Source organism: Candidatus Blastococcus massiliensis AP3 (assembly GCF_000582785.1).
Classification (GTDB): Bacteria; Actinomycetota; Actinomycetes; order Mycobacteriales; family Geodermatophilaceae; genus Blastococcus; species Blastococcus massiliensis.
This window is the reverse complement of the sequence record NZ_HG931174.1, coordinates 39043-62451: the sequence shown is the minus strand read 5'-3', so window position 1 is coordinate 62451 and position 23409 is coordinate 39043. Positions and strand designations below refer to the sequence as shown.

28 protein-coding genes are annotated in these 23409 nt (G+C 74.0%); 25 read left to right on the top strand and 3 right to left on the bottom strand.

Going from position 1 to position 23409, the window contains the following annotated elements; translation table 11 throughout:
• Positions 1–12 precede the first annotated feature (12 nt).
• The 7 genes from BN344_RS08740 to BN344_RS08710 all read left to right on the top strand — a co-directional run bounded on the left by BN344_RS08740 (position 13) and on the right by BN344_RS08710 (position 6976).
• A complete protein-coding gene (locus BN344_RS08740) occupies positions 13–1146 on the top strand; it encodes a hypothetical protein (RefSeq protein WP_166518215.1) in 1134 nt (377 codons plus the stop codon).
• Positions 1143–1712: a hypothetical protein gene (locus BN344_RS08735; protein WP_155858823.1), complete on the top strand. Its 570-nt coding sequence runs from the start codon at positions 1143–1145 to the stop codon at positions 1710–1712. The genes BN344_RS08740 and BN344_RS08735 overlap by 4 nt, the downstream gene beginning before the upstream one ends.
• Positions 1709–2317 carry a hypothetical protein gene (locus BN344_RS08730; RefSeq protein WP_040338215.1) on the top strand — a complete coding sequence of 203 codons (609 nt, stop codon included), beginning with the start codon at positions 1709–1711 and terminating at the stop codon, positions 2315–2317. The genes BN344_RS08735 and BN344_RS08730 overlap by 4 nt, the downstream gene beginning before the upstream one ends.
• Before the next feature lie 213 nt (positions 2318–2530).
• Positions 2531–3877, top strand: coding sequence for an ammonium transporter (locus tag BN344_RS08725; RefSeq protein ID WP_040338214.1), 1347 nt, complete (start codon positions 2531–2533; stop codon positions 3875–3877).
• Entirely contained in the window at positions 3874–4212 is a 339-nt protein-coding gene (locus BN344_RS08720; protein ID WP_040338213.1) for a P-II family nitrogen regulator, read from the top strand. The genes BN344_RS08725 and BN344_RS08720 overlap by 4 nt, the downstream gene beginning before the upstream one ends.
• Before the next feature lie 93 nt (positions 4213–4305).
• Positions 4306–6675 (top strand): [protein-PII] uridylyltransferase, encoded by a 2370-nt coding sequence (locus tag BN344_RS08715; protein ID WP_040338212.1) that lies wholly within the window; start codon positions 4306–4308, stop codon positions 6673–6675.
• Positions 6676–6787: 112 nt separating this feature from the next.
• On the top strand, positions 6788–6976 hold the full coding sequence (locus BN344_RS08710) for a PH domain-containing protein (protein WP_040338211.1): 189 nt from the start codon (positions 6788–6790) through the stop codon (positions 6974–6976).
• Between the two features lie 11 nt (positions 6977–6987).
• Here BN344_RS08710 and BN344_RS21175 read toward each other — a convergent pair whose 3' ends face one another.
• The gene (locus BN344_RS21175) at positions 6988–7113 is read right to left on the bottom strand and encodes a hypothetical protein (RefSeq protein ID WP_166518241.1); all 126 of its coding nucleotides are present in this window, start codon (positions 7111–7113) and stop codon (positions 6988–6990) included.
• 227 nt (positions 7114–7340) lie between these two features.
• Here BN344_RS21175 and ffh point away from each other — a divergent pair, with 227 nt between their 5' ends.
• From ffh to BN344_RS20230, 3 genes are read left to right on the top strand one after another with little or no spacing between them, the layout of a single operon-like run.
• Complete coding sequence (gene ffh, locus BN344_RS08705; protein ID WP_040338210.1) at positions 7341–8900, top strand: signal recognition particle protein; 1560 nt, start codon at positions 7341–7343, stop codon at positions 8898–8900.
• A complete protein-coding gene (locus BN344_RS08700; protein ID WP_231486670.1) occupies positions 8897–9988 on the top strand; it encodes an amidohydrolase family protein in 1092 nt (363 codons plus the stop codon). The genes ffh and BN344_RS08700 overlap by 4 nt, the downstream gene beginning before the upstream one ends.
• A 19-nt stretch (positions 9989–10007) precedes the next feature.
• Complete coding sequence (locus BN344_RS20230; RefSeq protein ID WP_166518214.1) at positions 10008–10178, top strand: hypothetical protein; 171 nt, start codon at positions 10008–10010, stop codon at positions 10176–10178.
• Between the two features lie 7 nt (positions 10179–10185).
• Here the strand turns inward: BN344_RS20230 and BN344_RS08695 are convergent, their stop codons facing one another.
• Positions 10186–10647, bottom strand: a complete 462-nt coding sequence (locus tag BN344_RS08695) for an SRPBCC family protein (protein ID WP_051515742.1) — start codon at positions 10645–10647, stop codon at positions 10186–10188.
• An 88-nt stretch (positions 10648–10735) separates the two neighbouring features.
• Between BN344_RS08695 and BN344_RS08690 the strand changes: the two genes are divergently transcribed.
• The 11 genes from BN344_RS08690 to BN344_RS08640 all read left to right on the top strand — a co-directional run bounded on the left by BN344_RS08690 (position 10736) and on the right by BN344_RS08640 (position 19118).
• Entirely contained in the window at positions 10736–12484 is a 1749-nt protein-coding gene (locus BN344_RS08690) for a proline--tRNA ligase (protein ID WP_040338209.1), read from the top strand.
• A gap of 282 nt (positions 12485–12766) precedes the next feature.
• Positions 12767–13294 (top strand): 30S ribosomal protein S16, encoded by a 528-nt coding sequence (rpsP, locus tag BN344_RS08685; RefSeq protein WP_040338208.1) that lies wholly within the window; start codon positions 12767–12769, stop codon positions 13292–13294.
• Positions 13295–13297: 3 nt separating this feature from the next.
• Positions 13298–13534 carry an RNA-binding protein gene (locus tag BN344_RS08680; protein WP_040338207.1) on the top strand — a complete coding sequence of 79 codons (237 nt, stop codon included), beginning with the start codon at positions 13298–13300 and terminating at the stop codon, positions 13532–13534.
• Positions 13535–13544: 10 nt separating this feature from the next.
• Positions 13545–14093 (top strand): ribosome maturation factor RimM, encoded by a 549-nt coding sequence (rimM, locus tag BN344_RS08675; protein WP_081788614.1) that lies wholly within the window; start codon positions 13545–13547, stop codon positions 14091–14093.
• Positions 14094–14136: 43 nt separating this feature from the next.
• Positions 14137–14883 (top strand): tRNA (guanosine(37)-N1)-methyltransferase TrmD, encoded by a 747-nt coding sequence (trmD, locus tag BN344_RS08670; RefSeq protein WP_040338206.1) that lies wholly within the window; start codon positions 14137–14139, stop codon positions 14881–14883.
• Complete coding sequence (locus BN344_RS08665) at positions 14876–15376, top strand: NUDIX hydrolase (protein ID WP_040338985.1); 501 nt, start codon at positions 14876–14878, stop codon at positions 15374–15376. The genes trmD and BN344_RS08665 overlap by 8 nt, the downstream gene beginning before the upstream one ends.
• A gap of 148 nt (positions 15377–15524) precedes the next feature.
• A complete protein-coding gene (gene rplS, locus BN344_RS08660; protein ID WP_040338205.1) occupies positions 15525–15881 on the top strand; it encodes a 50S ribosomal protein L19 in 357 nt (118 codons plus the stop codon).
• A 76-nt stretch (positions 15882–15957) separates the two neighbouring features.
• A complete protein-coding gene (gene lepB / locus BN344_RS08655) occupies positions 15958–16908 on the top strand; it encodes a signal peptidase I (protein ID WP_040338204.1) in 951 nt (316 codons plus the stop codon).
• Between the two features lie 255 nt (positions 16909–17163).
• A complete protein-coding gene (locus tag BN344_RS08650) occupies positions 17164–17868 on the top strand; it encodes a LuxR C-terminal-related transcriptional regulator (RefSeq protein ID WP_051515741.1) in 705 nt (234 codons plus the stop codon).
• 138 nt (positions 17869–18006) lie between these two features.
• On the top strand, positions 18007–18801 hold the full coding sequence (locus BN344_RS08645; protein WP_051515740.1) for a ribonuclease HII: 795 nt from the start codon (positions 18007–18009) through the stop codon (positions 18799–18801).
• Positions 18798–19118 (top strand): DUF2469 domain-containing protein, encoded by a 321-nt coding sequence (locus tag BN344_RS08640; RefSeq protein WP_040338202.1) that lies wholly within the window; start codon positions 18798–18800, stop codon positions 19116–19118. The genes BN344_RS08645 and BN344_RS08640 overlap by 4 nt, the downstream gene beginning before the upstream one ends.
• Before the next feature lie 43 nt (positions 19119–19161).
• Here BN344_RS08640 and BN344_RS08635 read toward each other — a convergent pair whose 3' ends face one another.
• Positions 19162–19401, bottom strand: a complete 240-nt coding sequence (locus BN344_RS08635; protein ID WP_040338201.1) for a hypothetical protein — start codon at positions 19399–19401, stop codon at positions 19162–19164.
• Positions 19402–19519: 118 nt separating this feature from the next.
• Between BN344_RS08635 and BN344_RS08630 the strand changes: the two genes are divergently transcribed.
• The 4 genes from BN344_RS08630 to BN344_RS08615 all read left to right on the top strand — a co-directional run.
• The gene (locus BN344_RS08630; protein WP_040338200.1) at positions 19520–19876 is read left to right on the top strand and encodes a YraN family protein; all 357 of its coding nucleotides are present in this window, start codon (positions 19520–19522) and stop codon (positions 19874–19876) included.
• Positions 19873–21393 (top strand): YifB family Mg chelatase-like AAA ATPase, encoded by a 1521-nt coding sequence (locus BN344_RS08625; protein WP_040338199.1) that lies wholly within the window; start codon positions 19873–19875, stop codon positions 21391–21393. The genes BN344_RS08630 and BN344_RS08625 overlap by 4 nt, the downstream gene beginning before the upstream one ends.
• Positions 21390–22661, top strand: a complete 1272-nt coding sequence (gene dprA / locus BN344_RS08620; RefSeq protein WP_197022291.1) for a DNA-processing protein DprA — start codon at positions 21390–21392, stop codon at positions 22659–22661. Before BN344_RS08625 ends, dprA begins: the two co-directional genes overlap by 4 nt.
• Positions 22662–22692: 31 nt before the next feature.
• The coding region (locus tag BN344_RS08615) for a site-specific integrase (RefSeq protein ID WP_040338198.1) at positions 22693–23409 on the top strand (717 nt) is incomplete at its 3' end.

The following is a 23409-nucleotide window of genomic DNA, read 5'->3' as shown; positions in this document are numbered from 1 at the left end:
CGGGTCGTGGCCATGCCCGTCCCGCTGCCCGCCCCGTTCCGCGCCGCGACGCGCCGGTCGCGCCTGATCGCCGACGACGCCGGCCTGCACTGGACCTCGGCAAGCGGGCGTACCCGCTCGTGGGCGCACGGGCCGGACGGGCCGGCGACAGCGCGCATCCTGAGCGGCGCCCGCGCCCGCGGCGCGGCGGGGCTGCCGGCGGGACCTCTGCTGATCGTGGGCGACGCGGCCGAGCGGCCCCTGCTGGTCGTGCCCGCCGACGACTGGAGCGCCGAGCCACTGACCCCCCGCAGGGGTGATCCGCTGCGCGGCACCGCGCTGCGCCCGCTCGTCGAGACGCTGGGACTCGCCGTGCTGCCGGTCGGGGACGGCGATGCCGCGCGCGCGGCGGCGGCGGCTCCGGTGGCGCGGGCACGTCCGCGCTGGACCGGGTGGCACGCGGCGGGCACGACAGTCGGAGCGCTCGCCCTGGCCGTCGGCGTCGGGTTGGGCATCGCCCGCGGGGAGTCGACGGCGTGGGCCGCCGTCGGGCTCCTCGGGCTCGTCGTGCTGCTCGCCTTCGGCGCCGGGCCCATGGCCGCCGGCCTGATCGGCGAGCGGCGCACCGCCGGGGGCTGGGCCGCCGAACTGCGCCCTGCCGCCGGCCGCCGCCGTCTGCTGGTCGCGCACCGGGGGAGCGGGACGGAGATCGGCATCCGGGAGGTGGACGGCGTCGAGCGGTGGCTGGCAGTCGGCGACCACGAGGCAGCGGTCGCCGGGGTGCGCAGCACACCGGCGACGGTGGAGCTGGTCGACGCCGGCGGTGAGGTGCTGCAGACCCTGCACGCCGCCCGGTGGGTGCCCGACCGGACCGCCCGGCAGGGGCTCGAGCGGGTGTGCGCCGAGGCCGGCCTGCCCCTGCGCGCGGTCGACGGACGCAACCACGTCGCCGATCTCGGCAGCGACCTCCCCTCGGTGGGCGCCACCTGGCCGCGGCTGCTGCCCCGCACCGACCTGCTCCTGTGGATCGGCGGCGCGTTCGCGGCGTTCAACGGGGCCGCGCTGCTGCGGGGCGCGGACGGCGCGGTGCAGCACTGGCTGGGGGTCGGCTACCTCGGTGTCGCCCTGGTCAGCCTCCTCCTGTGGCTCGGGGTGCGACGGTCGTGACCGCGCCCGACTACAGCCTCGTCGTCCCGGCCGACTGGTCGCGCCTCGACCTCACCGCGGCCGACGGCGGGGCGGCCCAGGTGCGCCGGATGGTGCGTCGGCTCGCCGGCAGGGCCGATCTCCAGGCGCAGCTGCGGCGGGAACTGGTGGAGCACGTCGACGCGGCCTGCGCCGACGCGAAGCAGCGCGGCGGGGTCGACCTGTACCTCTCCACCGGGGGACCGGCAGGCACGCTGGTCGCGGCCTCCCTGCTGGTCACCGTCTCCCCGCAGCACGTGGGGGCCGAGCACGCCGTCCCGGAGCTCGCCGTCGCCCTCACCGACGGCGGGGAGGCGACGGTCGTCGAGATCGGGGGGTGCCGCGCCGTCCGCCGGGTGCGGGAGGATCTGCCCGGTGACCTGCCCACCGACGGCCGGCGCTCGCTGGTCGTCCAGTACGCATTCGTGGTGCCCGAGGTGGTCGTGATGCTGTCGTTCTCCACTCCCGTGCTGGCCCTGGCGGAGCCGCTCACGGTCCTGTTCGACGCCGTCGCCGAGACCTTCCGCTGGCGCGGTGAGGCGGCGTGAGCGCGACCCCGCACGAGGAGCTGCACGTCGACCTCGACCTGCTCGTCGACCGCTGGCTGCCGCTGCCGCCACCCGGAGCGGACGTGGAGACCTGGGCGTTCGACGCGGCGGCCGAGCTCGGTGAGATCGACGGGCAGCCCGACGCCGTCGCCCGGCTGAACGAGCAGCTCCTCCTCTGGGCCCGCGACCCCGGGCGTGCCGACCACGACCTCGCGGCCGTGCTGGTGCCCGAGGCGCAGGTCGGCGTCTACGCGTGGCTCACCGCCGCGCAGCTGTCCGAGGCGCCCGCCACGGTGGTGCAGCTCGAGCAGATCGCCCGCAGCGTCGCCCACGTCGGCGAGGCCGAGGTCTCCCAGGTGCCGCTGCCGGCCGGGCCCGCGGTGCGCACGCGGGGGATCCGGGCGGCCGACCGCGACGACGGACTCGGCGAGCTGGTCGAGCAGGTCCGCTGGTGGGTGCTCCCACCCCTGCTGGCCGCGGGCCCCGATCCGCAGTCGGTGGAGATCACGATGTGCTGGAGCGCGGCCGCGGCGCACGAGGCCGACGACCTCGCCGAACTCGCCGACGACATCGCCGCGACGCTGGTCGTCCGCCCGGTCGAGTGAACCGGTCGGGTCCAGGGCCCCTCGCCGACGTCTCCGCAACATGGCCGAAACGCTGCGGCCGGACACGCGGTCCGGATTTCACCGCCGCGAAACATCGGCGCGCCGCCAACAGAAACACGTCCTCGGCACGGTGAACGCCACGTCGCCCCCCACACGGAGGACCGGCGCCCACCGATACGGCCGCCCGGCCGATGACCCACTCAGGAGGTTGCCGTGGTCAACACCGGCGACACCGCCTGGATCCTCACCAGCGCGGCGCTCGTGCTGCTGATGACCCCAGGCCTCGCGCTCTTCTACGGCGGCATGGTCCGCGCGAAGAGCGTGCTGAACATGATGATGATGAGCTTCGGGGCCCTGGCGCTGATCAGCGTGCTCTGGGTCCTCTACGGCTACTCGATCGCCTTCGGCGACGACGTCGGCTGGGGGCTGCTCGGCAACCCCGGTGAGTTCTTCGGCCTCCAGGGCCTGATGGAGGACACCACCGGCGAGGAGGGCGGGATGCCGGTCATGGCGTTCGTCGGCTTCCAGGCCGTCTTCGCGATCATCACCGTCGCGCTCATCTCCGGTGCGATCGCCGACCGGGCCAAGTTCGGCTCCTGGATGGTCTTCGCCGGCATCTGGGCCACGATCGTCTACTTCCCGGTCGCCCACTGGGTCTTCGCCTTCGACGGCGACGACGTGGTCGGCGGCTGGATCGCCAACCAGCTGGAGGCGATCGACTTCGCCGGTGGCACCGCGGTGCACATCAACGCCGGCGCTGCGGGCCTGGCGCTCGCCCTGGTGCTCGGCACGCGGCGCGGCTTCGGCCGCGAGGCGATGCGGCCGCACAACCTGCCGCTGGTCATGATCGGCGCCGGGCTGCTGTGGTTCGGCTGGTTCGGCTTCAACGCCGGCTCCGCTCTGGCCGCCGACAACACCGCCTCCGTCGTCTGGGTCAACACGCTGGTGGCCACCGGCGCGGCCATCCTCGGCTGGCTCGTGGTGGAGAAGCTGCGCGACGGCCACTCGACGTCGCTGGGTGCCGCCTCCGGCGTGGTCGCCGGTCTGGTCGCGATCACCCCGGCGTGCTCCTCGCTCTCCCCGATCGGTTCGATCATCGTCGGCGCGATCGCCGGTGCGCTCTGCGCCCTGGCCGTCGGGCTCAAGTACAAGCTGGGCTACGACGACTCGCTCGACGTCGTCGGCGTCCACCTCGTGGGTGGCCTCTGGGGCACCATCGCCATCGGCCTGCTCGCCGACCCGGACGCCCCGGCCGGCGCGGAGAGCCTCTTCTTCGGCGGCAGCGTCGACCTGCTCTGGCGTCAGGTCGTCGGGGCCGTGGCGGTGCTCGCCTTCTCCTTCGTGGTCACCTGGATCATCGGAACCCTCATCCAGAAGACGATCGGATTCCGCATCAGCGAGGATGAGGAGATCACCGGGATCGACAACGTCGTGCACGCCGAGTCGGGATACGACTTCGCCTCGCTCGGCAGCAGCGGCTCCACCGCACCACTGTCCGGCCAGGCGCACGCCGCTTCATCGGGCAGCATGGCCCGCAACACGGAGAGGACCCTGGCATGAAGCTGGTCACCGCGATCGTCAAGCCGTTCAAGCTCGACGACGTCAAGAACGCCCTGGAACTGATCGGCATCGCGGGGCTCACCGTCAGCGAGGTCCAGGGCTTCGGCCGCCAGCGGGGCCACACCGAGGTCTACCGCGGTGCGGAGTACCAGGTGGACTTCGTGCCCAAGGTCCGCATCGAGGTGGTCGTCGGCGAGCTCGACGCCGCCCGCGTCGTCGACGCCGTCGTCGAGGCGGCCTCGACCGGCCAGATCGGGGACGGGAAGGTGTGGGTCACCACCGTCGACGAGGTCGTGCGGGTCCGCACCGGCGAGCGCGGGGACGACGCGCTCTGACGCGCTGAGCGCACCCGGCGGCCGGGGTGGTGGGACCACCCACCACCTCGGCCGCTGCACTTCCACGCTGGAGCAGTCACCGGAGGGGAACGCGTGCTGGACACCGAGGCGCTGCCGGGGCTGACCCGGGCCGAGCGCGTGCAGGCCGTCGACGCCTGGCTCGCCGGGCTGCTGGACGACGCCGTCGCCGGCACGCCGCCGCCCCTGCCGCGTCGCGGCGGCGCACCGCCGCGGACCGGGACCGACGGGCTGGCGCTCATGGCGGTCGGCAGCCTCGGTCGCCGCGAGCTGCCCCCCTACGGCGACCTCGACCTGGTGCTGGTCCACGACGGCCGGCCGGAGATCGCCTCACTCGCCGACGCGCTCTGGTACCCGGTGTGGGACGCCGGGCTCCGGCTGGACCACTCGGTGCGCTCGGTGGCCGACGCGGTGGCCGTCGCCTCCGCCGACGTGAAGGCCGGCCTGGGGCTGCTCGACGCTCGGTTCGTGGCCGGGGACCCCGCGCTGGCCGCTCAGCTGCGCACCGCCACCCTGAGCAGCTGGCGGCAGGCCGGCTCCCGGCTGCTGCCGGCGCTGCGCGACCTGCGGCGGGAGCGGGCCCGGCAGGTGGGCGAGCTGGCCTTCCTGCTCGAGCCCGACCTCAAGGAGGCCTACGGGGGGCTCCGTGAGGGCCAGGTGCTGCGGGCCGTCGCCGCCGCCCAGCTCGCCGACGAACCGACGGCCGAGGTCGAGGCCGCCTACGCGTTCCTGCTCGACGTGCGCGACGAGCTCCGCCGGCGCAGCGGCCGGGCCGGCGACGTCCTGGTCCGCCAGGAGCAGCGACCGGTGGCCGCGGCGCTCGGTCTCGCCGACGAGGACGCCCTGCTGCGCGAGGTGAGTCTGGCCGGCCGTCGGCTGGCCTTCGTCGCCGACGAGACCTGGCGGCGGGTGGAGTCCACCCTCGTGGGCCGCCCCCGCAGCCGCTACCGCCGGGTGCGCCGGGAGCCCCTGGCCGACGGCGTGGTGCGCCAGGGCGACGAGGTGGTGCTCGCCCGCGACGCCCGCCCCGCTGCCGACCCGGGCCTCCTGCTGCGGGCCGCGGCCGCCGCCGCCCGCGCCGACCTGCTGCTGTCCCCGTACACGCTCAAGGTGCTCGCGGTGCACAGCCCGCCGATGCCCGAGCCCTGGCCGGCGGAAGTGCGGTGGTCGTTCCTCCGGCTGCTCGCCAGCGGGCGTGCCGCGGTCGCCGTCCTGGAGCAGCTGGACCAGGAGGGCCTGCTCTCCCGCCTCATCCCCGAGTGGGACCGGGTCCGCTCCCTGCCGCAGCGGCACCCCTGGCACCGGTTCACCGTCGACCGCCACCTCGTCGAGGCCGCGGCGGCCGCGGCGGAGCTGACCCGCGACGTCGACCGCCCCGACCTGCTGCTGGTGTCCGCGCTGCTGCACGACATCGGCAAGGGCTGGCCCGGCGACCACAGCGAGGTGGGGGAGCCCATCGCCGCCCGCATCGCCGCCCGCATGGGCTTCGCCGAGGCCGACGTCGCCGTCGTCGCGACGCTGGTGCGCCATCACCTGCTGCTTCCGGCCACGGCCACCCGCCGCGACATCGACGACCCGGCGACCGTCGACCGGGTCGCGGAGACGATCGGGTCCGACGCCGCCGTCCTGCAGCTGCTGCACGCCCTGGCCCAGGCCGACGGCGCGGCGACGAGCGCCTCGGCCTGGTCGCCGTGGAAGGCGCACCTGGTGGCGGCCCTCGTCGCCCGTGTCCAGGCCAAGCTCGGGGGAGCGCCCCTGGAGGAGCCGGCCAAGGTGCTGCACCCGACGAGCCCGCAGGTCACCTCGGCGCCTCCCGACGTGCCGGGGACGGCCGGAGCGGTCACCGTCGGGATCCAGGACGTCGCCGACGGCCAGCAGGTCACCATCGGCGCCCCGGACCGGCCGGGTCTGCTGAGCACCTGCGCCGGCGTGCTGGCGCTCAACCAGCTCGACGTCCGGGCGGCGAAGATCACCGTCGAGGGCGGACGGGCCACCAGCGTGTTCGCCGTCCGTCCGCGGTTCGGCCGCGCGCCGGTGCCCGAGATCCTGGCCGACGGCGTGCGCGCCGCGCTGGAGGGCAGCCTCCCCCTGGCCGAGCGGCTGCGGCAGCGCGAGGTCGACTACCGCCAGGACGGCACGCGGTCGGCGCCGCCCCGGATCTCCTGGCACAACAGCGAGGTCAGCGGTGCGGCCACCGGCATCGTCGAGGTGCGGGCGGCCGACCGCGCCGGGCTGCTGTACCGGCTCACCGCCGCGATCGCGGGGGAGGGGCTCGACGTCACCTCGGCCCGCATCGAGACCCTCGGCGGCGACGCGGTCGACTGCTTCTACGTGGCCAACTCCTCCGGCGAGCCCGTCGGCCCCGAGCAGCGGACCCGGGTGGACGCCGCCCTGGTCGCCGCGATGCGGTCGACCGCGGGCGCGCCCCCGGCAGAGGTCCCGTAGCCGAGGTCCCGTAGCCGACACGCCGGTCCGCTGCTGCGCGGAGATGTCGGGCCCTCGTGCGACGGTCGGGACCGAGCGGGACGGAACGGTCCCACCGGACGAGGGGAATCGCGTGGAGAGCCAGCTGTGGCACTGCTCCGACTGCGGGGACGAGCGCGAGTTCGTGCAGCCCACGTGCTCCGACGGGCACGCCGAGAGCGGTGCCGAGTGCCCGGAGTGGATCTGCGCCGAGTGCGGGACGGCCGTGCTGGTCGGCGGGGCGCACGTGGTCGTCCTGCCGCAGGTCCGCCGGGCCGCCTGAGCGTCCGCGGGTCAGGTGGCCAGCGAACCGGCGAAGACCTGCCACGCGAGCGCACTCTTGACGACCAGGCTCAGCACCAGGTAGCCCCGCTCGCCGAAGGCGTAGCTGCGCCAGGGGCGGAGCCGGCGGTACTGCAGCCACCGGTATCGCTGCTCGAGCTCACCGCGACCTCCTGGGACGAGGCGGGACCGCCGCTGCGTCCGACCGGGTGCCCGCGTGGCCGGACGGTAGCGGGGCCGACCCGGAGCGCCGCTCGTTAGGCTGGGGGGAAGGTGGCGCGGCTCGGTCCCACCGGGGCCCGGAGATCGAGCGAACTGATCGGTCCGACCGGCCCGGCCGCGCCCGTGACTGCTGAGGACGTGTTGTGTTCGAGACCCTCTCCGACCGCCTGGACAAGGTCTTCACCGGCCTGCGGGGCAAGGGCCGGCTGACCGACGCCGACATCGACGCCACCGCGCGCGAGATCCGCATCGCGCTGCTCGAGGCCGACGTCGCCCTGCCCGTGGTGCGGGCCTTCATCGACGCGGTGAAGCAGCGCGCCCGGGGCGCCGACGTCTCGCAGGCGCTGAACCCCGCGCAGCAGGTCATCAAGATCGTCAACGAGGAGCTCATCGGCATCCTCGGTGGGGAGACCCGCCGGATCCGGCTGGCCAAGCAGTCGCCGACGGTGATCATGCTGGCCGGTCTGCAGGGTGCCGGTAAGACGACCCTCGCCGGCAAGCTCGGCCGCTGGCTCAAGGAGCAGGGCCACACCCCGCTGCTCGTGGCCGCCGACCTGCAGCGCCCGAACGCCGTGCAGCAGTTGTCCGTCGTCGCCGGCCAGGCCGGTGTCGACGTCTACGCCCCCGAGCCCGGCAACGGCGTCGGCAACCCCGTCCAGGTGGCCCGCGACTCGATCGACCATGCCCGCCGCACCATGCACGACGTCGTCGTCGTCGACACCGCGGGCCGGCTGGGCATCGACGCCGAGCTGATGCAGCAGGCGGCCGACATCCGCGACGCCGTGCAGCCGGACGAGACGCTGTTCGTCGTCGACGCGATGATCGGCCAGGACGCCGTGACGACGGCGCAGGCGTTCCAGGACGGGGTCGGTTTCTCCGGCGTCGTCCTCACGAAGCTCGACGGCGACGCCCGCGGTGGCGCCGCGCTCTCGGTCAGGCACGTGACCGGGCAGCCGATCATGTTCGCGTCCACCGGCGAGAAGCTCACCGACTTCGACGTCTTCCACCCCGAACGGATGGCCTCGCGCATCCTCGGGATGGGCGACATGCTCACCCTGATCGAGCAGGCCGAGAAGACCTTCGACGCCGACCAGGCCGAGAAGATGGCCGGCAAGTTCATGTCCCGCGAGGGCTTCACGCTCGAGGACTTCCTCGAGCAGATGATGGCCATCCGCAAGATGGGCCCGATCGCGAACCTGCTCGGCATGCTGCCCGGCGCCGGGCAGATGAAGGAGCAGCTCAAGCAGATCGACGACCGCGACCTGGACCGGACCGCGGCGATCATCCGGTCGATGACGCCGCAGGAGCGGGTCAACTCGAAGATCATCAACGCGTCGCGGCGGGTGCGCATCGCCAACGGTTCAGGTGTCACCGTCAGCGAGGTCAACAGCCTGCTGGAGCGGTTCGCCCAGGCCCAGAAGATGATGGGCCAGATGGCCGGCAGCATGGGCATGCCGGGCATGGGGCCGATGTCGAAGAAGGCCCGCGGCCGCCAGATGCAGGCGCAGTCGAAGAAGGGCAAGGGCAAGAAGGGCAAGAAGGGCGGCGGCGCCCGCCGGCCCGTCGGCGCCCCCGGCCTCCCGCCCGGCGCGTTCGGTGGCGGCGGGATGCCCGGCGGGATGCCGAGCCTGCCCCCGGGTCAGGGTCTGCCCGACCTCACCAAGCTGAACTTCGACCAGTTCAAGGACGGCCAGGGCCGGTGAGCGATCAGCTGCCGCCGCTGCACCTGTCCGGGGTGGTGCTGCCCGAGGGCGAGCACCGCGACCTGTGGGTGCGCGACGGCCGCTTCACCTTCGAGCCCGTGCCCGGTGCGGAGACGGTCAGCCGTGGCGGGTGGCTGATCCCCGGGCTGGTGGACGCGCACTGCCACGTCGGGATCCTGCGCGGCGGCGGTTCCGCCGAGGACCTCTCGGGGGCCCGGGCGCAGGCGATGACCGAGCGCGAGGCCGGCGTGCTGGCGCTGCGGGACTGCGGGTCACCGGTGGACACCCGGGCCCTGGACGACGACCCGGACCTGCCGACGATCATCCGGGCCGGGCGGCACATCGCCCGCACCCGCCGGTACATCCCCGGGCTCGGCATCGAGATCGAGCCCGAGGACCTGGTCGAGCAGGTCCGCGTGCAGGCCCGCCGTGGCGACGGCTGGGTGAAGCTCGTGGGGGACTGGATCGACCGCTCGGTCGGCGACCTGGCGCCGGAGTGGCCGGCCGACGTCGTGGCGGCCGCGATCGCTGCGGCGCACGAGGAGGGCGCGCGGGTCACCGCGCACACCTTCGGCACCGACGCGCTGCCCGCGCTCATCGAGGCCGGCATCGACTGCATCGAGCACGGCACCGGTCTGACCGAGGAGCTCATCGGCGTGATGGCCCGCCGTGGCACCGCCGTCGTCCCCACGCTGGTGAACGTGGAGAACTTCCCCGGGTTCGCCGCCGCGGGGGAGAAGAAGTTCCCGACCTACGCGAGCACGATGCGGCGGCTGTACGCGAACTCCGGTGCGGTCGTGCGCGCGGCGTTCGAGGCCGGCGTGCCGGTGTTCGCCGGCACCGACGCCGGCGGGGGCATCGACCACGGTGTCCTCGCCGACGAGATCCGTGCGCTGTGCTCGGCGGGCATCCCCGCCGAGGACGCGCTCGCCGCGGGGTCGTGGAAGGCGCGCGAGTGGCTGGGGCTGCGGGGCATCGAGGAGGGCGCGGTGGCCGACGTCGTCGTCTACGACGCCGATCCGCGGGCCGACCTCGACACGTTGCAGTCCCCGCGGCGGACGGTCCTCAGGGGACGCGTCGTCGGCTGATCGCTGGTTGACTCGGCGCATGGTGTCGCCCCTGCCGGATCCGGACCCGTTGATCGATCCGGATCAGCCTGTGCCCGACGACCCGGGCGAACTCATGCCCGACACCCCGGACACGTTGCCGCCACCGCCGATCGAGCCGACGCCGGACGACCCGGGCGGCGACCCCGGCGGCGTTCCCGAACCCGCCTGACGGCGGCTCAGCGCGTGGCGGCGCCGAGCAGCGGGGCGAGGGAGCGCCACCGCCGTTGGCGCACGGCGTAGAAGCCGCGTGCGAAGGCCACGACCACGGGGGTCGCGGCTCCGGCGTCGATCTCCAGGTGGTCGGTGTAGCGGCATCCGCGGTCGCCGGCGGGAGTCACCGAGATGGTGTGCCGCCAGGTGCGGACCGGCCCGCCACCCTCCGACGTCACGAGCCGGTGGTCGTCCTCGTCCACCGCGACGACCTCGAGCGTGTGACGCGAGATCGGGAGGACCCCGAACAACCACAGGAGGCCCGAGAGGCGCTGCCCGGGCCGGATCCGCTCGGCCCAGCCGGCCGCCGCCGGGTAGCGGATCAGCCCACGGGTGACGAAGCGGAACGCGCCGCTGTCGGCGACCAGCGCGTTCCAGACCACCGGCGCCGGAGCCCGCAGGGTCGTCGACCGCTCGATCGTCGGCACCGCCGACCCTCCTCTCGCAGACCTCTCGACGTCCTGGCCCACCACGTGGCCGGCGACGTCGATCGTGCCCTCCTGAGAGACTCGTCCCGTGCTGCTCCGGATGTCGACCCTGTTCCTGCGGACCCTGCGTGACGACCCGGCCGACGCCGAGGTCCCCAGCCACCGCCTGCTGGCCCGCGGTGGGTACATCCGCCGGGCAGCGCCCGGTGGGTTCACCTGGCTGCCGCTGGGCTACCGGGTGTTCCGCAACGTCGAGCGCATCGTCCGCGAGGAGATGGACGCGATGGGCGCGCAGGAGGTCGCCTTCCCGGCCCTGCTGCCCCGCGAGCCCTACGAGGCGACCGGCCGCTGGACCGAGTACGGCCCCAACCTGTTCCGGCTCAAGGACCGCCGGGGCAACGACTTCCTTCTCGGCCCCACGCACGAGGAGATGTTCACGCTCCTGGTGAAGGACCTCTACGGCTCCTACAAGGACCTGCCGGTCTCGCTCTACCAGATCCAGACCAAGTACCGGGACGAGGCGCGGCCCCGCGCCGGCCTGTTCCGCGGCCGCGAGTTCACGATGAAGGACAGCTACTCCTTCGACGTCGACGAGGCGGGCCTGGACAAGAGCTACGCCCTGCACCGCGACGCCTACATCCGGATCTTCGACCGGCTCGGCCTGGAGTACGTGATCGTCTCGGCGATGTCGGGCGCCATGGGCGGCTCCAGGAGCGAGGAGTTCCTGCACCCCACCGCCATCGGCGAGGACACCTTCGTCCGCTCGCCCGGTGGCTACGCGGCCAACGTCGAGGCGGTCACCACGGTCGTCCCCGACGAGATCCCGCTCGAGGGCCAGCCCGCGGCGCACGTCGAGGACACCCCGGACACCCCGACCATCGAGTCGCTGGTCGCCGTCGCCCAGGAGCTGTTCCCCGACGCCGGCTACACCGCGGCCTCGACGCTGAAGAACGTCGTCGTCAGCCTGGTGCACCCCGACGGCACCCGTGAGCCGCTGGTCATCGGCCTGCCCGGGGACCGGGAGGTCGACGCCAAGCGCCTCGAGGCGCAGCTCGCGCCGGCCGAGGTCGAGCCGTTCACCGACTTCGCCGGCAAGCCGGTGCTGGTGAAGGGCTACATCGGCCCGCAGGTCCTGGGTGCGGAGAGCGAGTCGAAGATCCGCTACCTGGTCGACCCGCGGGTGGTCGCCGGCACGCGCTGGATCACCGGCGCCAACGAGGCGGGCAAGCACGTCTTCGACCTGGTCGCCGGGCGGGACTTCACCTGGGACGGTGTCATCGAGGCCGCCGAGGTGCTGCCCGGCGATCCCGCACCCGACGGCTCGGGCCCGCTGGAGCTCGCCCGCGGGGTGGAGATGGGCCACATCTTCCAGCTCGGCCGCAAGTACGCCGAGGCGCTGGACCTCAAGGTGCTCGACGAGAACGGCAAGCTCGTCACGGTCACGATGGGCTCCTACGGCATCGGCGTCTCCCGCGCCGTGGCGGCGATCGCCGAGTCGACGCACGACGAGCTCGGCCTGGTCTGGCCGCGGGAGGTCGCTCCCGCCGACGTCCACGTGGTGGCCACCGGCAAGGACGCCGCCGTGTTCGAGGCCGCCGAGGCGCTGGCGACCGAGCTCGTCACGGCCGGACTCACCGTCCTCTACGACGACCGGCCCAAGGTCAGCCCCGGCGTGAAGTTCAAGGACGCCGAGCTGCTCGGCATGCCGACCATCGTCACGGTGGGCCGCGGCCTGGTGGAGGGCGTGCTGGAGCTGCGCGACCGGAAGTCCGGCGAGCGCGCGGAGATCCCGGTCGACGGGGCCGCCGCGCGGGTCGTCGCCGCCGTCCGCACCTGACTTCCCCGCCACGATCAGGTCACCTGATCATGGCGCGTCCTCCCTCGCCGTCCACCGTGGGGGAGGACGCGCGGCGGTGAGGGAGGACGGCGTGGGCCACGGCTCCCCGGCCGTGCGAGGCCGGGAGGAGGCCGGGGTCCTCCTTCTGGCATCATGGTCGGTCGAACACGTCGTGCGCGGCCCTCTCACCGAGCACGCGCGTGTCCAGCGCTCCGCCCCGGCGTACCCCCACGCGTCCGGCCGGCGAGCAACCACACACGTTCGAGGAGAACTCCACACACCGTGGCCACCAAGATCAAGCTCATGCGCCTGGGCAAGATGCGCGCGCCGTACTACCGCATCGTCGTCGCCGACGCCCGCACCAAGCGGGACGGCCGCTCGATCGAGACGATCGGCAAGTACCACCCGAAGGAGGACCCTTCCTTCATCGAGGTCGACAGCGAGCGGGCGCAGTACTGGCTGGGCGTCGGCGCGCAGCCGACCGAGGCCGTCGCCGCGATCTTCCGGGTCACCGGCGACTGGCAGAAGTTCAAGGGTGAGGCCGCGCCGCCGCCCATGAAGGTCGCCGAGCCGAAGCCGGACAAGAAGGCCCTCTACGAGGCCGCGGTCAAGGCCGGCATGGACGAGCCCACCACCGAGGCGACCACCGCCAAGAAGAAGGCTCCCGCCAAGAAGGCCGCCGCTGCCGAGGCGCCCGCCGACGAGGCTCCCGCCGCTGACGCCACCGCGGCCGACGCTCCCGCTGCCGAGGCCCCGGCGACCGAGGCCCCGGCCGCGGACGCCGCCCCGGCCGAGACGCCCGCCGAGTAAGACGTGCTCGAAGACGCGCTCGAGCACCTGGTCAAGGGCATCGTCGACCACCCCGAGGACGTGGCGGTCGACATGCTCACCAACCGTCGCGGCAAGACCCTCGAGATCCGGGTGCACCCCGACGACCTCGGCAAAGTCATCGGCCGCGGCGGGCGTACCGCCAAGGCACTGCGCCAGGTGATGACCGGTGTGGGCGGACGCGGCCTGCGGGTCGACGTCGTCGACACCGACGGGCGCTGAGCTCGACGCCTTGAGCGACCCGCACGATCCCTATCCGGACACCGTGGTGGTCGGCCGCATCGGCCGGCCCCACGGTGTCCGTGGTCTGGCCACCGTCGAGGTGCGCACCGACGACCCCGACGCCCGCTTCGCCCCGGGCACGGTGCTGCGCACCGACCCGGCGGAGCGCGGGCCGCTCACCGTCGTGGACAAGCGATGGCACAGCGGCACCCTGCTGCTGCAACTGGCGGCCCCCTCCGGCGAGGTCTACGACCTGCGCGAAAGCGTGGACGCCCTGCGCAACACGCTGCTGCTCGTGCCCGTGGCCGAGTTGCCGCAGCTCGAGGAGCCCGACTCCTACTACGACCACCAGCTGGTCGGCCTGACCGTCCGGCTGACCGACGACTCCGTGGTCGGCGAGGTGGTCGGCGTCCAGCACGAGGCGCAGGACCTGCTGGTCGTGCGCCGGGCGGAGGGCGGGGACGCGCTCGTCCCCTTCGTGTCGGCGATCGTCCCGACCGTCGACGTCGACGGCGGGTTCCTGGTCATCGACCCGCCCGAGGGGCTGCTGGACCTGTGAGCGACTCTGTGATCGGCCGGCTCCGCCGGGCGGGAGCGAACCGGTGACGCACAGCTTCCGCGTCGACGTCATCACGATCTTCCCCGAGTACCTCGCTCCGCTGCGGCAGTCCCTGCTGGGCAAGGCGGCCGACCGCGGCCTGGTCACGATCGGGGTCCACGACCTCCGGCAGTGGACCGACGACGTGCACCGCACCGTCGACGACGCCCCGTACGGCGGTGGCCCGGGCATGGTCATGAAGCCCGAGCCGTGGGCGCTGGCCCTGGAGGCGGTCCGTCCGCCCGGCACCCGGCTGGTCGTCCCCACCCCGGCCGGGCGTCCGTTCACCCAGGCGATGGCCGCCGAGTGGGCCGCCGAACCGGGACTGGTCTTCGCCTGCGGCCGCTACGAGGGCATCGACCAGCGGGTGGCCGAGTGGGCCGCCGAGGCCGGACCCGTGTCCGAGGTGTCGATCGGCGACTACGTGCTGGCCGGTGGCGAGTCCGCCGTCCTGGTCATGGTGGAGGCCGTCACCCGGCTGCTGCCCGGAGTCGTGGGGAACCGCGAGTCCGTCGAGCTCGACTCGCACGCCGACGGGCTGCTCGAGGGGCCCTCCTACACCCGGCCGGCGTCCTGGCGCGGGCACGAGGTGCCGCCCGTCCTGCTGTCCGGCGACCACGCGGCGATCGCCCGGTGGCGGCGCGCGGAGTCGCTGCGGCGCACCGCGCAGCGCCGTCCCGACCTGCTGGCGGCCCTGCCCGAGGACGGGCTCAGCGACGCCGAGCGGGCCGTTCCACGTGCAGATGGCTGACGTCGTCCCGATCCGGCCGGCGGCCCGGGTGCTCGTGCTCGACCCCGAGGGGCGGGTGCTGCTCTTCGGTGCCCGGCTGGTCGACCTCGACACGCCCCCGGGGCCGGTCCTGTACTGGTACACGCCCGGGGGCCAGGTCGAGCCAGGGGAGACGGCCCGGGAGGCCGCCGTCCGCGAACTGGTCGAGGAGATAGGTCTCGCCGTGGACGCGGCCGCGCTCGAAGGCCCCGTCTGGCTGCGCCGGGCGGTCGCGCCGCTGCTCGGTGTTCCGACGGACCACCGGGAGACCTACTTCGTGCTCCGCGACGTCGTCCATACCGTCGACGTGAGCGGGCAGACCGAGCACGAGGCCTACGAGGACTCGCCGCACCGCTGGTGGAGCGCGCAGGAGATCCGGGCCAGCGATCAGACGTTCTTCCCGGCCGAGCTCGCCGACGGCCTCCCCCTCGTGCTCGACGGACCGTGGTCGGGCCCGCCCCGCATGCTGTCCTGAAGATGTGGCACAGTAGAGGACTGCTGCTGACCGTCGGCCGAGTCGATGGGAGCTCCGCCGAGGAGCCGCAGCTCCCGGGCACGGACAGCCGGGGTGCTCCGCTGTCCGCACCGTTACGAGCCACTGCCAGAACATGAGGACTGCCGAGATGAACACCCTGGACGCACTCGACGCCGACTCGTTGCGTGACGACATCCCCGAGTTCCGCCCGGGCGACACCGTCAAGGTGCACGTCCGCGTGGTCGAGGGCAACCGCTCCCGCATCCAGGTCTTCCAGGGCGTCGTCATCCGCCGTCAGGGCGGCGGCATCCGCGAGACCTTCACCGTCCGCAAGGTCAGCTTCGGCGTCGGCGTGGAGCGCACCTTCCCGGTGCACACCCCCGTCGTGGAGAAGATCGAGGTCCTCACCCGCGGTGACGTCCGTCGCGCCAAGCTCTACTACCTGCGCGAGCTGCGCGGCAAGGCCGCCAAGATCAAGGAGAAGCGCGAGGTCGTCACGCGCTGACCTGCGCTGACACGACAGGCGGATCACACCGCCTCTGCACTTCCGGCGGGCCCTCCGCGCCGTACGCTGACTCCCGATGAGCAGCGAACGGCCCGGGGGGCCCGCCGACGTCGATCCCGGCGAGCCCGATCCGGAGAAGTCCGGCGCCGGTGCCGACCCGGCGGCGGAGCAGGCAGCGACACCGTCGGGCCGTGGCGCCCGGCGTCGTCGCCGCCGCGACGGCGAGGCGAAGAAGGGCTCGCTGCTGCGGGAACTTCCGGTGCTGCTGGTCGTGGCGTTCCTGCTCGCGCTGGTGGTGAAGACCTTCTTCGTGCAGGCGTTCTTCATCCCGTCCGGGTCGATGGAGCAGACCCTGCACGGTTGCCCGGGCTGCACCGGTGACCGCGTGCTGGTCAACAAGGTGCCGTACTGGTTCGGCGAGCCCGAACCGGGGGACGTCGTCGTCTTCAAGGGGCCCGACACCTGGAACGCCGAGGTGTCGGTGGCCGAACCGTCCAACTGGTTCACCGGCAGCATGCTGTGGCTGGGGCGCACCGTGGGCGTGGCTCCGCCCAGCGAGGACGACTTCGTCAAGCGCGTGATAGCCGTCGGCGGGCAGACCGTGCAGTGCTGCGACCTGGAAGGCCGGGTGACCGTCGACGACGAGCCGCTCGACGAGCCCTACATCTTCCAGAACACCCCCATCGAGATGCGCGCCTTCGGTCCGGTCACGGTGCCCGACGGGCGCCTGTGGGTGATGGGTGACCACCGCTCGGCCTCGTCCGACTCCAAGGCCCACATCGGTGACGAGTACTCCGGCACCGTCGCGGTGGACGACGTGATCGGAAAGGCGGCGGTGATCGTCTGGCCGGTGAGCCGGTTCGGTCTCGTCGGCTCACCCGACATCCAGAGCGCGCAGGCGTCCGCAGCAGGCGCCGGCGGGGGAGCGGCCGGGGTGCGGCCGGACCTGGTCGCGTCCTCCGCCGTGGGCCTGATCGGCGCCGTTCCGCTCGTGGCCTGGCGACGCCGTCGCCGGCGTCGCCGCTGATCGTTCGATCCTCCCGGTGGGCCGCTCCGGACGCACGGAGCGGCCCGCTGCGTTTCCCGCACCATTCCGAGAATGCGTGCCATGTGCCCGGTTGCCGCCTTATGCGTTACGCATGTGACCTGGTGCATACGAATAGTCGACGGGCGATAGTGCTCCAAAAAATGTCAGCAAAGTGTTCAAGTATTCGTTTCACCCTTCCGATGGAGGTGTTGCAAGCAATTCGGAGTCGAAACGGAGTCAGTTGTGTCTGCACCTATGGCGAGCAACGCCCGCGGGGTCACCCGTGTGCTCCTCCTCGCCGACGCGCCCGTCCTGCGTCGTGGCCTGGTCAGCATGATCAACGAGACCGCAGGCATGCAGGCGGTCGGTACGCCCGGTGAACTGCGCCGCGCCATGACGCTGGCCGAGTCGGCCCGTCCGGACGCCGTCGTCGTCGAGCTGGGTCAGGGTCGCGCCGCGACCCTCAACGCCTGCCGCGACCTCCGTCGCCGCTTCCCCCGGGTCGCCATCGTCGCCCTGGCCACGTCCGAGGACCCTGCCGTGGTCAACGAGGCGCTGGCCGCCGGTGTCGGCGGTTACCTCATGATCAACACCTCGCCGACCCTGCTCGGCTGGGCCATCCTGGCCGCGCGGGCCGGTCGTACCGTGGTCGACCCGCAGATCCGTCGCGTGGAGCCGTCGGCCACCCCGGCCGCCAAGCCCTTCACGCCGGAGGTGCCCCTGACCCGCCGCGAGCAGGACGTCCTGGACGAGCTGCTGCAGGGCCAGTCCAACCGGCAGATCGGCCGCAACCTGTTCATCAGCGAGGACACCGTCAAGAGCCACGTCAAGGCCATCCTGCGCAAGCTGGGTGCCCGCGACCGGGCCCACGCGGTCTCGCTGGTCCTGTCCTCGCGCAACCCGGTGTGCAGCTGTGGCGCCCACGGCGCGGTGCGCGCCGAGGAGCCCGTCGAGCTCTGATCCACCGGGGTGCTGCTGCCCCGTTCCCCTCCGCACGCAGGGCCGGTCCCACCCGGGGCCGGCCCTTCGTGCTGTCGCGGCCCGGGTCGCCGAGGTGTCCACGCAGCGATCGTCCGAGGGCGTCGTAGGGTCGGCTCGATGGCCGCTCGTCCCGTTCACTCGACCGCCGCTCCGGTGCCCCGGGGGCGCCGGGCGGTCGCCTCCGACGACGCGTCCGACGCGATGTGGGCCATGGAGCGGTCCCTGCGCCGCCGGGGCTTCGGAGCCGTCGCCGGTGCCGACGAGGCCGGCCGCGGCGCGTGCGCGGGCCCGCTGGTCGCCGCCGCGTGCGTCCTGCCGTCGGGCAAGCGCGGACGGGTGCCCGGCCTGGCCGATTCCAAGCTCCTCACCGCCGCCGCCCGGGACCGGGTGTACGCGGAGATCCTCGACCGCGCGGTGGCCTGGTCGGTCGTGGAGATCCCGGTGGAGGACCTCGACGCCCGCGGGATGCACGTCACCAACCTGGAGGCGCTGCGCCGGGCCGTGCACACGCTGGAACCCGGTCCCGACTACGTGCTCACCGACGGCTTCCCGGTCCCCGGGCTCGCCCGCCCGGGCCTGGCCGTCTGGAAGGGTGACCGCGTGGCGGCCTGCGTGGCCGCCGCCTCCGTGCTGGCCAAGGTGACCCGGGACCGGATCATGCTCGAGCTGCACGAGCAGTGGCCGGAGTACGACTTCGCCGGCCACAAGGGCTACATCACCGATGTGCACACCGCGGCCCTGCAGCGGCACGGGCCGTGCCCGGCGCACCGGAGGCGCTTCGTGAACGTCGCGCGCGCCCGTGACCTGCACGCCGGACGGGTCCTCCAGCTGACCGCCGGGAGCCCGATGGTCGATGATGGACCCATGCCCCCTCTGTCCTGCGAGCCCGCGACGAGCACCGAGGACCGATGAGCACCGAGGATCTCGAGAAGTACGAGACCGAGATGGAGCTGCAGCTCTATCGCGAGTACAAGGACATCGTCCGTCAGTTCACCTACGTGGTGGAGACCGAGCGGCGGTTCTACCTCGCCAACTCCGTCGACCTCCAGGTGCGTGAGGCCGGGGGCGAGGTCTACTTCGAGCTCAAGCTCTCCGACGCCTGGGTCTGGGACATGTACCGGCCGGCCCGGTTCGTCCGCAACGTCCGGGTGCTGACGTTCAAGGACGTCAACGTCGAGGAGCTCGACAAGCCCGACCTCGAACTGCCGGACGGCCCGCGCCTGCCCTGACCGACGGCGCCGCCCAGGTGCCCGGTCGCGGCGCCGACGAGGATCACCGGCGGTCGTCGTCCGCGGCCTGCACCCGCTCGAGGTTCGTCACGTCCAGGACTTCCGCTGCCGAGACGACCGTGACCCGGCCGCCGGCCAGCGGCTTCAGGGTCAGCCAGCCGGCGGGGGAGAAGCGGACGAGGGCATCGATGCCGGGGCGGCCGGCCGCGGTGGTGGTCCGCGTGCGCACGGTGGCCTGGTAGGTGTCCCGCTCGTTGACCTGGACGACCGTCTCGACGTACATGGGCGCACGCTAACCCGGACCGGCCCGGGCGTCCGGCAGCTGCGTCCACAGCGGCGGCGTCGTCCACAGGTCGTTCCGCGGCGGCCTTCCGGACGCTGCGACCGGCCACGGTCGTCCCGTGCCTCCTCCCACCCTCGGCGGCCACGGCGAGCGCCTCGCCGTCGCCTACCTGACCGACGCCGGCCTGCGCGTCCTCGACCGCAACTGGCGCTGCCGCGAGGGCGAGCTGGACGTCGTCGCCCGTGAGCGCGACGCGCTGGTCTTCTGCGAGGTGAAGACCCGCCGCGGGCTGGGCTACGGCTCGCCGGTCGAAGCGGTCACACCGGCCAAGCGGCGTCGGATCCGGGTGCTCGCCCAGCGGTGGCTGGCCGCGCACGACGAGCACGCGCCAGAGATCCGCTTCGACGTCGTCGGCGTGCTCGTGCGCCCCGGACGGCCGCCGGTGATCACGCATCTGCGGGCGGCGTTCTCGTGACGCTCGCGCGGACGTGGTCGGTCGGTCTGGTCGGCGTGCGCGGCGCGCTCGTCGAGGTGGAGCTCGACATCGCGCAGGGGCTGCCGGGCGTCGCCCTGGTCGGGTTGCCCGATGCGGTCGTCCGGCAGTCGGTGGACCGGGTCCGGGCGGCCGTGGTGAACGCCGGTGGGGAGTTCCCCAACCGCCGCATCACGATCGGGCTCTCCCCGGCGTCGATGCCCAAGCAGGGGAGCGGGTTCGACCTCGCGCTCGCGGCGGCGGTGCTCGCCGCGGCCGGCACGGTACCCAGGCGGTCGATCGAGCGGCTGGTGCTGCTCGGGGAGCTGGGCCTCGACGGCTCGGTGCGACCCATCCGCGGGGTGCTGCCGGCGGTGCTGGCCGCAGCCGGGGCCGGTCACCCGCAGGTGATCGTGCCGTCCGCCAACGCCGACGAGGCCGCGCTGGTCGCGGGTATCGAGGTGCTGGCGGTCGAGTCCCTCGGTCAGCTGGTCGAGCACCTCTCACGGCGGGCGGTGCTCCCGGCACACGTACGGGGGTCCGTGCCGGAGCCGCCACCCACCGCGGACCTGCGGGACGTCGTGGGCCAGGCCGTGGGCCGCAGGGCGGTCGAGGTCGCGGCGGCCGGCGGGCACCACCTCTTCCTGGCCGGGCCTCCGGGCGCCGGCAAGACGATGCTCGCCGAGCGCCTCCCCGGGCTGCTGCCGCCGCTGGACGAGCAGGCCGCGCTGGAGGTCACCGCGATCCACTCGATCGCCGGGACGCTCGCATCGGAGGCCCCGCTGCTCACCCGGCCGCCCTTCGAGGCGCCGCACCACTCGGCCACCATGGCGGCGCTCGTCGGCGGCGGGTCGGGTCAGATCCGGCCAGGGGCGCTGTGCCGGGCGCACCGCGGCGTGCTGTTCCTGGACGAGTGCCCCGAGTTCCCGCGGGCGGTGCTGGACACCCTGCGCCAGCCGCTGGAGCGGGGGGAGGTGACCATCTCCCGCGCCTCGGGGTCAGCGACCTTCCCGTGCCGGGCGCAGCTGGTCCTGGCCGCGAACCCGTGCCCGTGCGCCGGGGCGGCCGGTGATCCGGCATGCACCTGCAGCGCGCTGGAACGGCGTCGCTACCAGTCCCGTCTGTCGGGTCCGCTGCTCGACCGGATCGACCTGCGCGTCGACCTGCCGCCGGTCACCCGCGCAGCGTGGCTCGACGGGCTCGGCGAGCCCGAGTCCACCGCCGTCGTCGCGGCGCGCGTGCAGGCGGCGCGGGCAGCCGCGGCGCAGCGGCTCGCCGGCACCGGCCTGACGCTGAACAGCCAGGTGCCCGGCCGGTTGCTCCGCGGGCCGTTCGCAGTGCCACGTCCCGCGCTCCGGCTCGCCGAGCGCGCGCTGGAGCGTGGCGCGCTCTCGGTGCGCGGCTTCGACCGGGTGCAGCGGGTGGCGTGGACGGTCGCCGACCTCGCCGGCCGGACGGTGCCGGGCCCCGACGACGTGGCCGAGGCCTTGGGCATGCGGCTGCAGCGGGCCGCGGCGTGACCACGATCGAGGAGGATCTGGAGGACGCCGCGAGCGCGACCCCGGAGCGCGGCGTCGTGCACCGGGGGGTCCGGCGGGCGCGGGCATGGCTGAGCCGGGCGGTGGAGCCGGGCACCGTCGACTTCTGGCGCTACGTGGAGGACGTCGGTCCGGTGGAGGCGGCGCGCCGGCTCCGCGCAGGTTCGGCTCCCGACCGCATCCGGGCCCTCGTCGGTGCTCGCGCGCAGGAGGACGTGACCCTCGCCGACCTGGGGCGCGCGGAGCGCTGCGGCGGCCGCCTGGTGGTGCCGGAGGACGACGAGTGGCCGGCGCTCCCGTTGCACGCACTCACGCTGGCCGTGGCGAGGGAGCCGGACGACCACCGGCGGCAGTCCGATCGCACGCTGGCCCCCGTGCCGCCGCTCGGCCTGTGGGTGCGCGGCCATGGGCGGCTCGACGAGCTGGCCGACCGTTCGGTCGCGATCGTCGGCGCCCGGGCGGCCACCGCCTACGGGGAGCACGTGGCCGCGGAGCTGGGACACCAGCTGGGGGAGAGGGGGTGGACCGTCGTGTCGGGGGGCGCCTTCGGCATCGACGGCGCCGCTCACCGGGGCGCGCTGGCGGCCGAGGCGCCGACGATCGCGGTGCTCTCCTGTGGCATCGACCGGCCGTACCCGGCCGCGCACGGCGCGCTGTTCCACCGCATCGCCGACAACGGGCTGCTGGTCAGCGAGTGGCCGCCCGGCTGCGCGCCGCTGCGGCACCGCTTCCTCGTCCGCAACCGGCTGATCGCCGGTCTGACACGCGGCACGGTGGTGGTGGAGGCGGCCGCGCGCTCCGGAGCCCAGGCGACCGCCCGACGTGCTCAGGCGGTCGGCCGGCGGGTGCTGGTCGTCCCCGGTCCGGTGACGAGTGCGATGAGCGTCGGGTGCCACGAGCTGCTGCGCGACGAGGACCTGCAGGCGGAGCTGGTCACCTCGGCGGCACACGTCATCGCCGCCGTCGGCACGATCGGCGACGACCTGGACGGCCCCGTCGAGCGGCCGTCGTCTCCCCGTGACGGGCTCTCCGACCTCGCGGCGCGGGTGCTGGACGCCTGCCCGGTGCGCGTCGGCGTGAGCCCGGAGCGGCTGGCCGCAGTGGCCGGCTGCGACATCCTCGAGGTGCTCCGCGTGCTGCCCGCCCTCGAACTCGCCGAGCTGGTGCAGTGGACCGGCGCCGGCTGGCGGCTCACCCCGCCGCCCACACCCACCCGCGACGGGCCGGCCGGACCCGGCGCGGCGGCTTGACCGGTCGTGTGCGCCGACGGACGGTTCCCCCGTGGCGACCGGGACGGCAGACGCGCGGGCCGCGCTGCCTCCTGCCCTGGCCGAGGTGCTGGCCGGCTACGAGGAGCACCTGCGCAGCCAGCGGAACCTGTCGGAGCACACCGTCCGGGGCTACGTCACCGACGTCGTCGGTCTGCTCGACCACCTCGCCCGTCGCGGCGGCGAGCAGGCCCACCACCTCGACCTGCCGACCCTCCGGAGCTGGCTGGCCCAGGGGCGGACGAAGGGTCACAGCCGGGCGACCACCGCCCGCAACGCCGCGGCGGCGCGTTCCTTCACCCGCTGGCTGCACCGGGCGGAGCTCACCCCCGAGGACGTCGGCCAGCGGCTGGTGAGCCCCAAGGCGCACCGCACCCTGCCCGACGTCCTGGCACCCGACCAGGCCCGCGCCGTCGTCGAGTCCGCCGGGGGCGCCGAGGAGCCCGTCGGCCTGCGCGACGCCGTCGTCCTCGAACTCCTCTACGCCAGCGGCATCCGGGTCAGCGAACTGGTGGGGCTCGACGTCGACGACGTCGACCGGGGCCGCCGGGTGCTGCGGGTGTTCGGCAAGGGACGCAAGGAGCGTGCCGTCCCCTACGGGGTGCCGGCCGAGGCGGCGGTCGACGCCTGGCTGACCAGGGGCCGCCCCGCGCTCGCGGTCCCCGGGTCCGGGCCCGCGCTGCTGCTCGGCGTGCGCGGCGGCCGACTGGACGCCCGCGAGGCGCGCCGC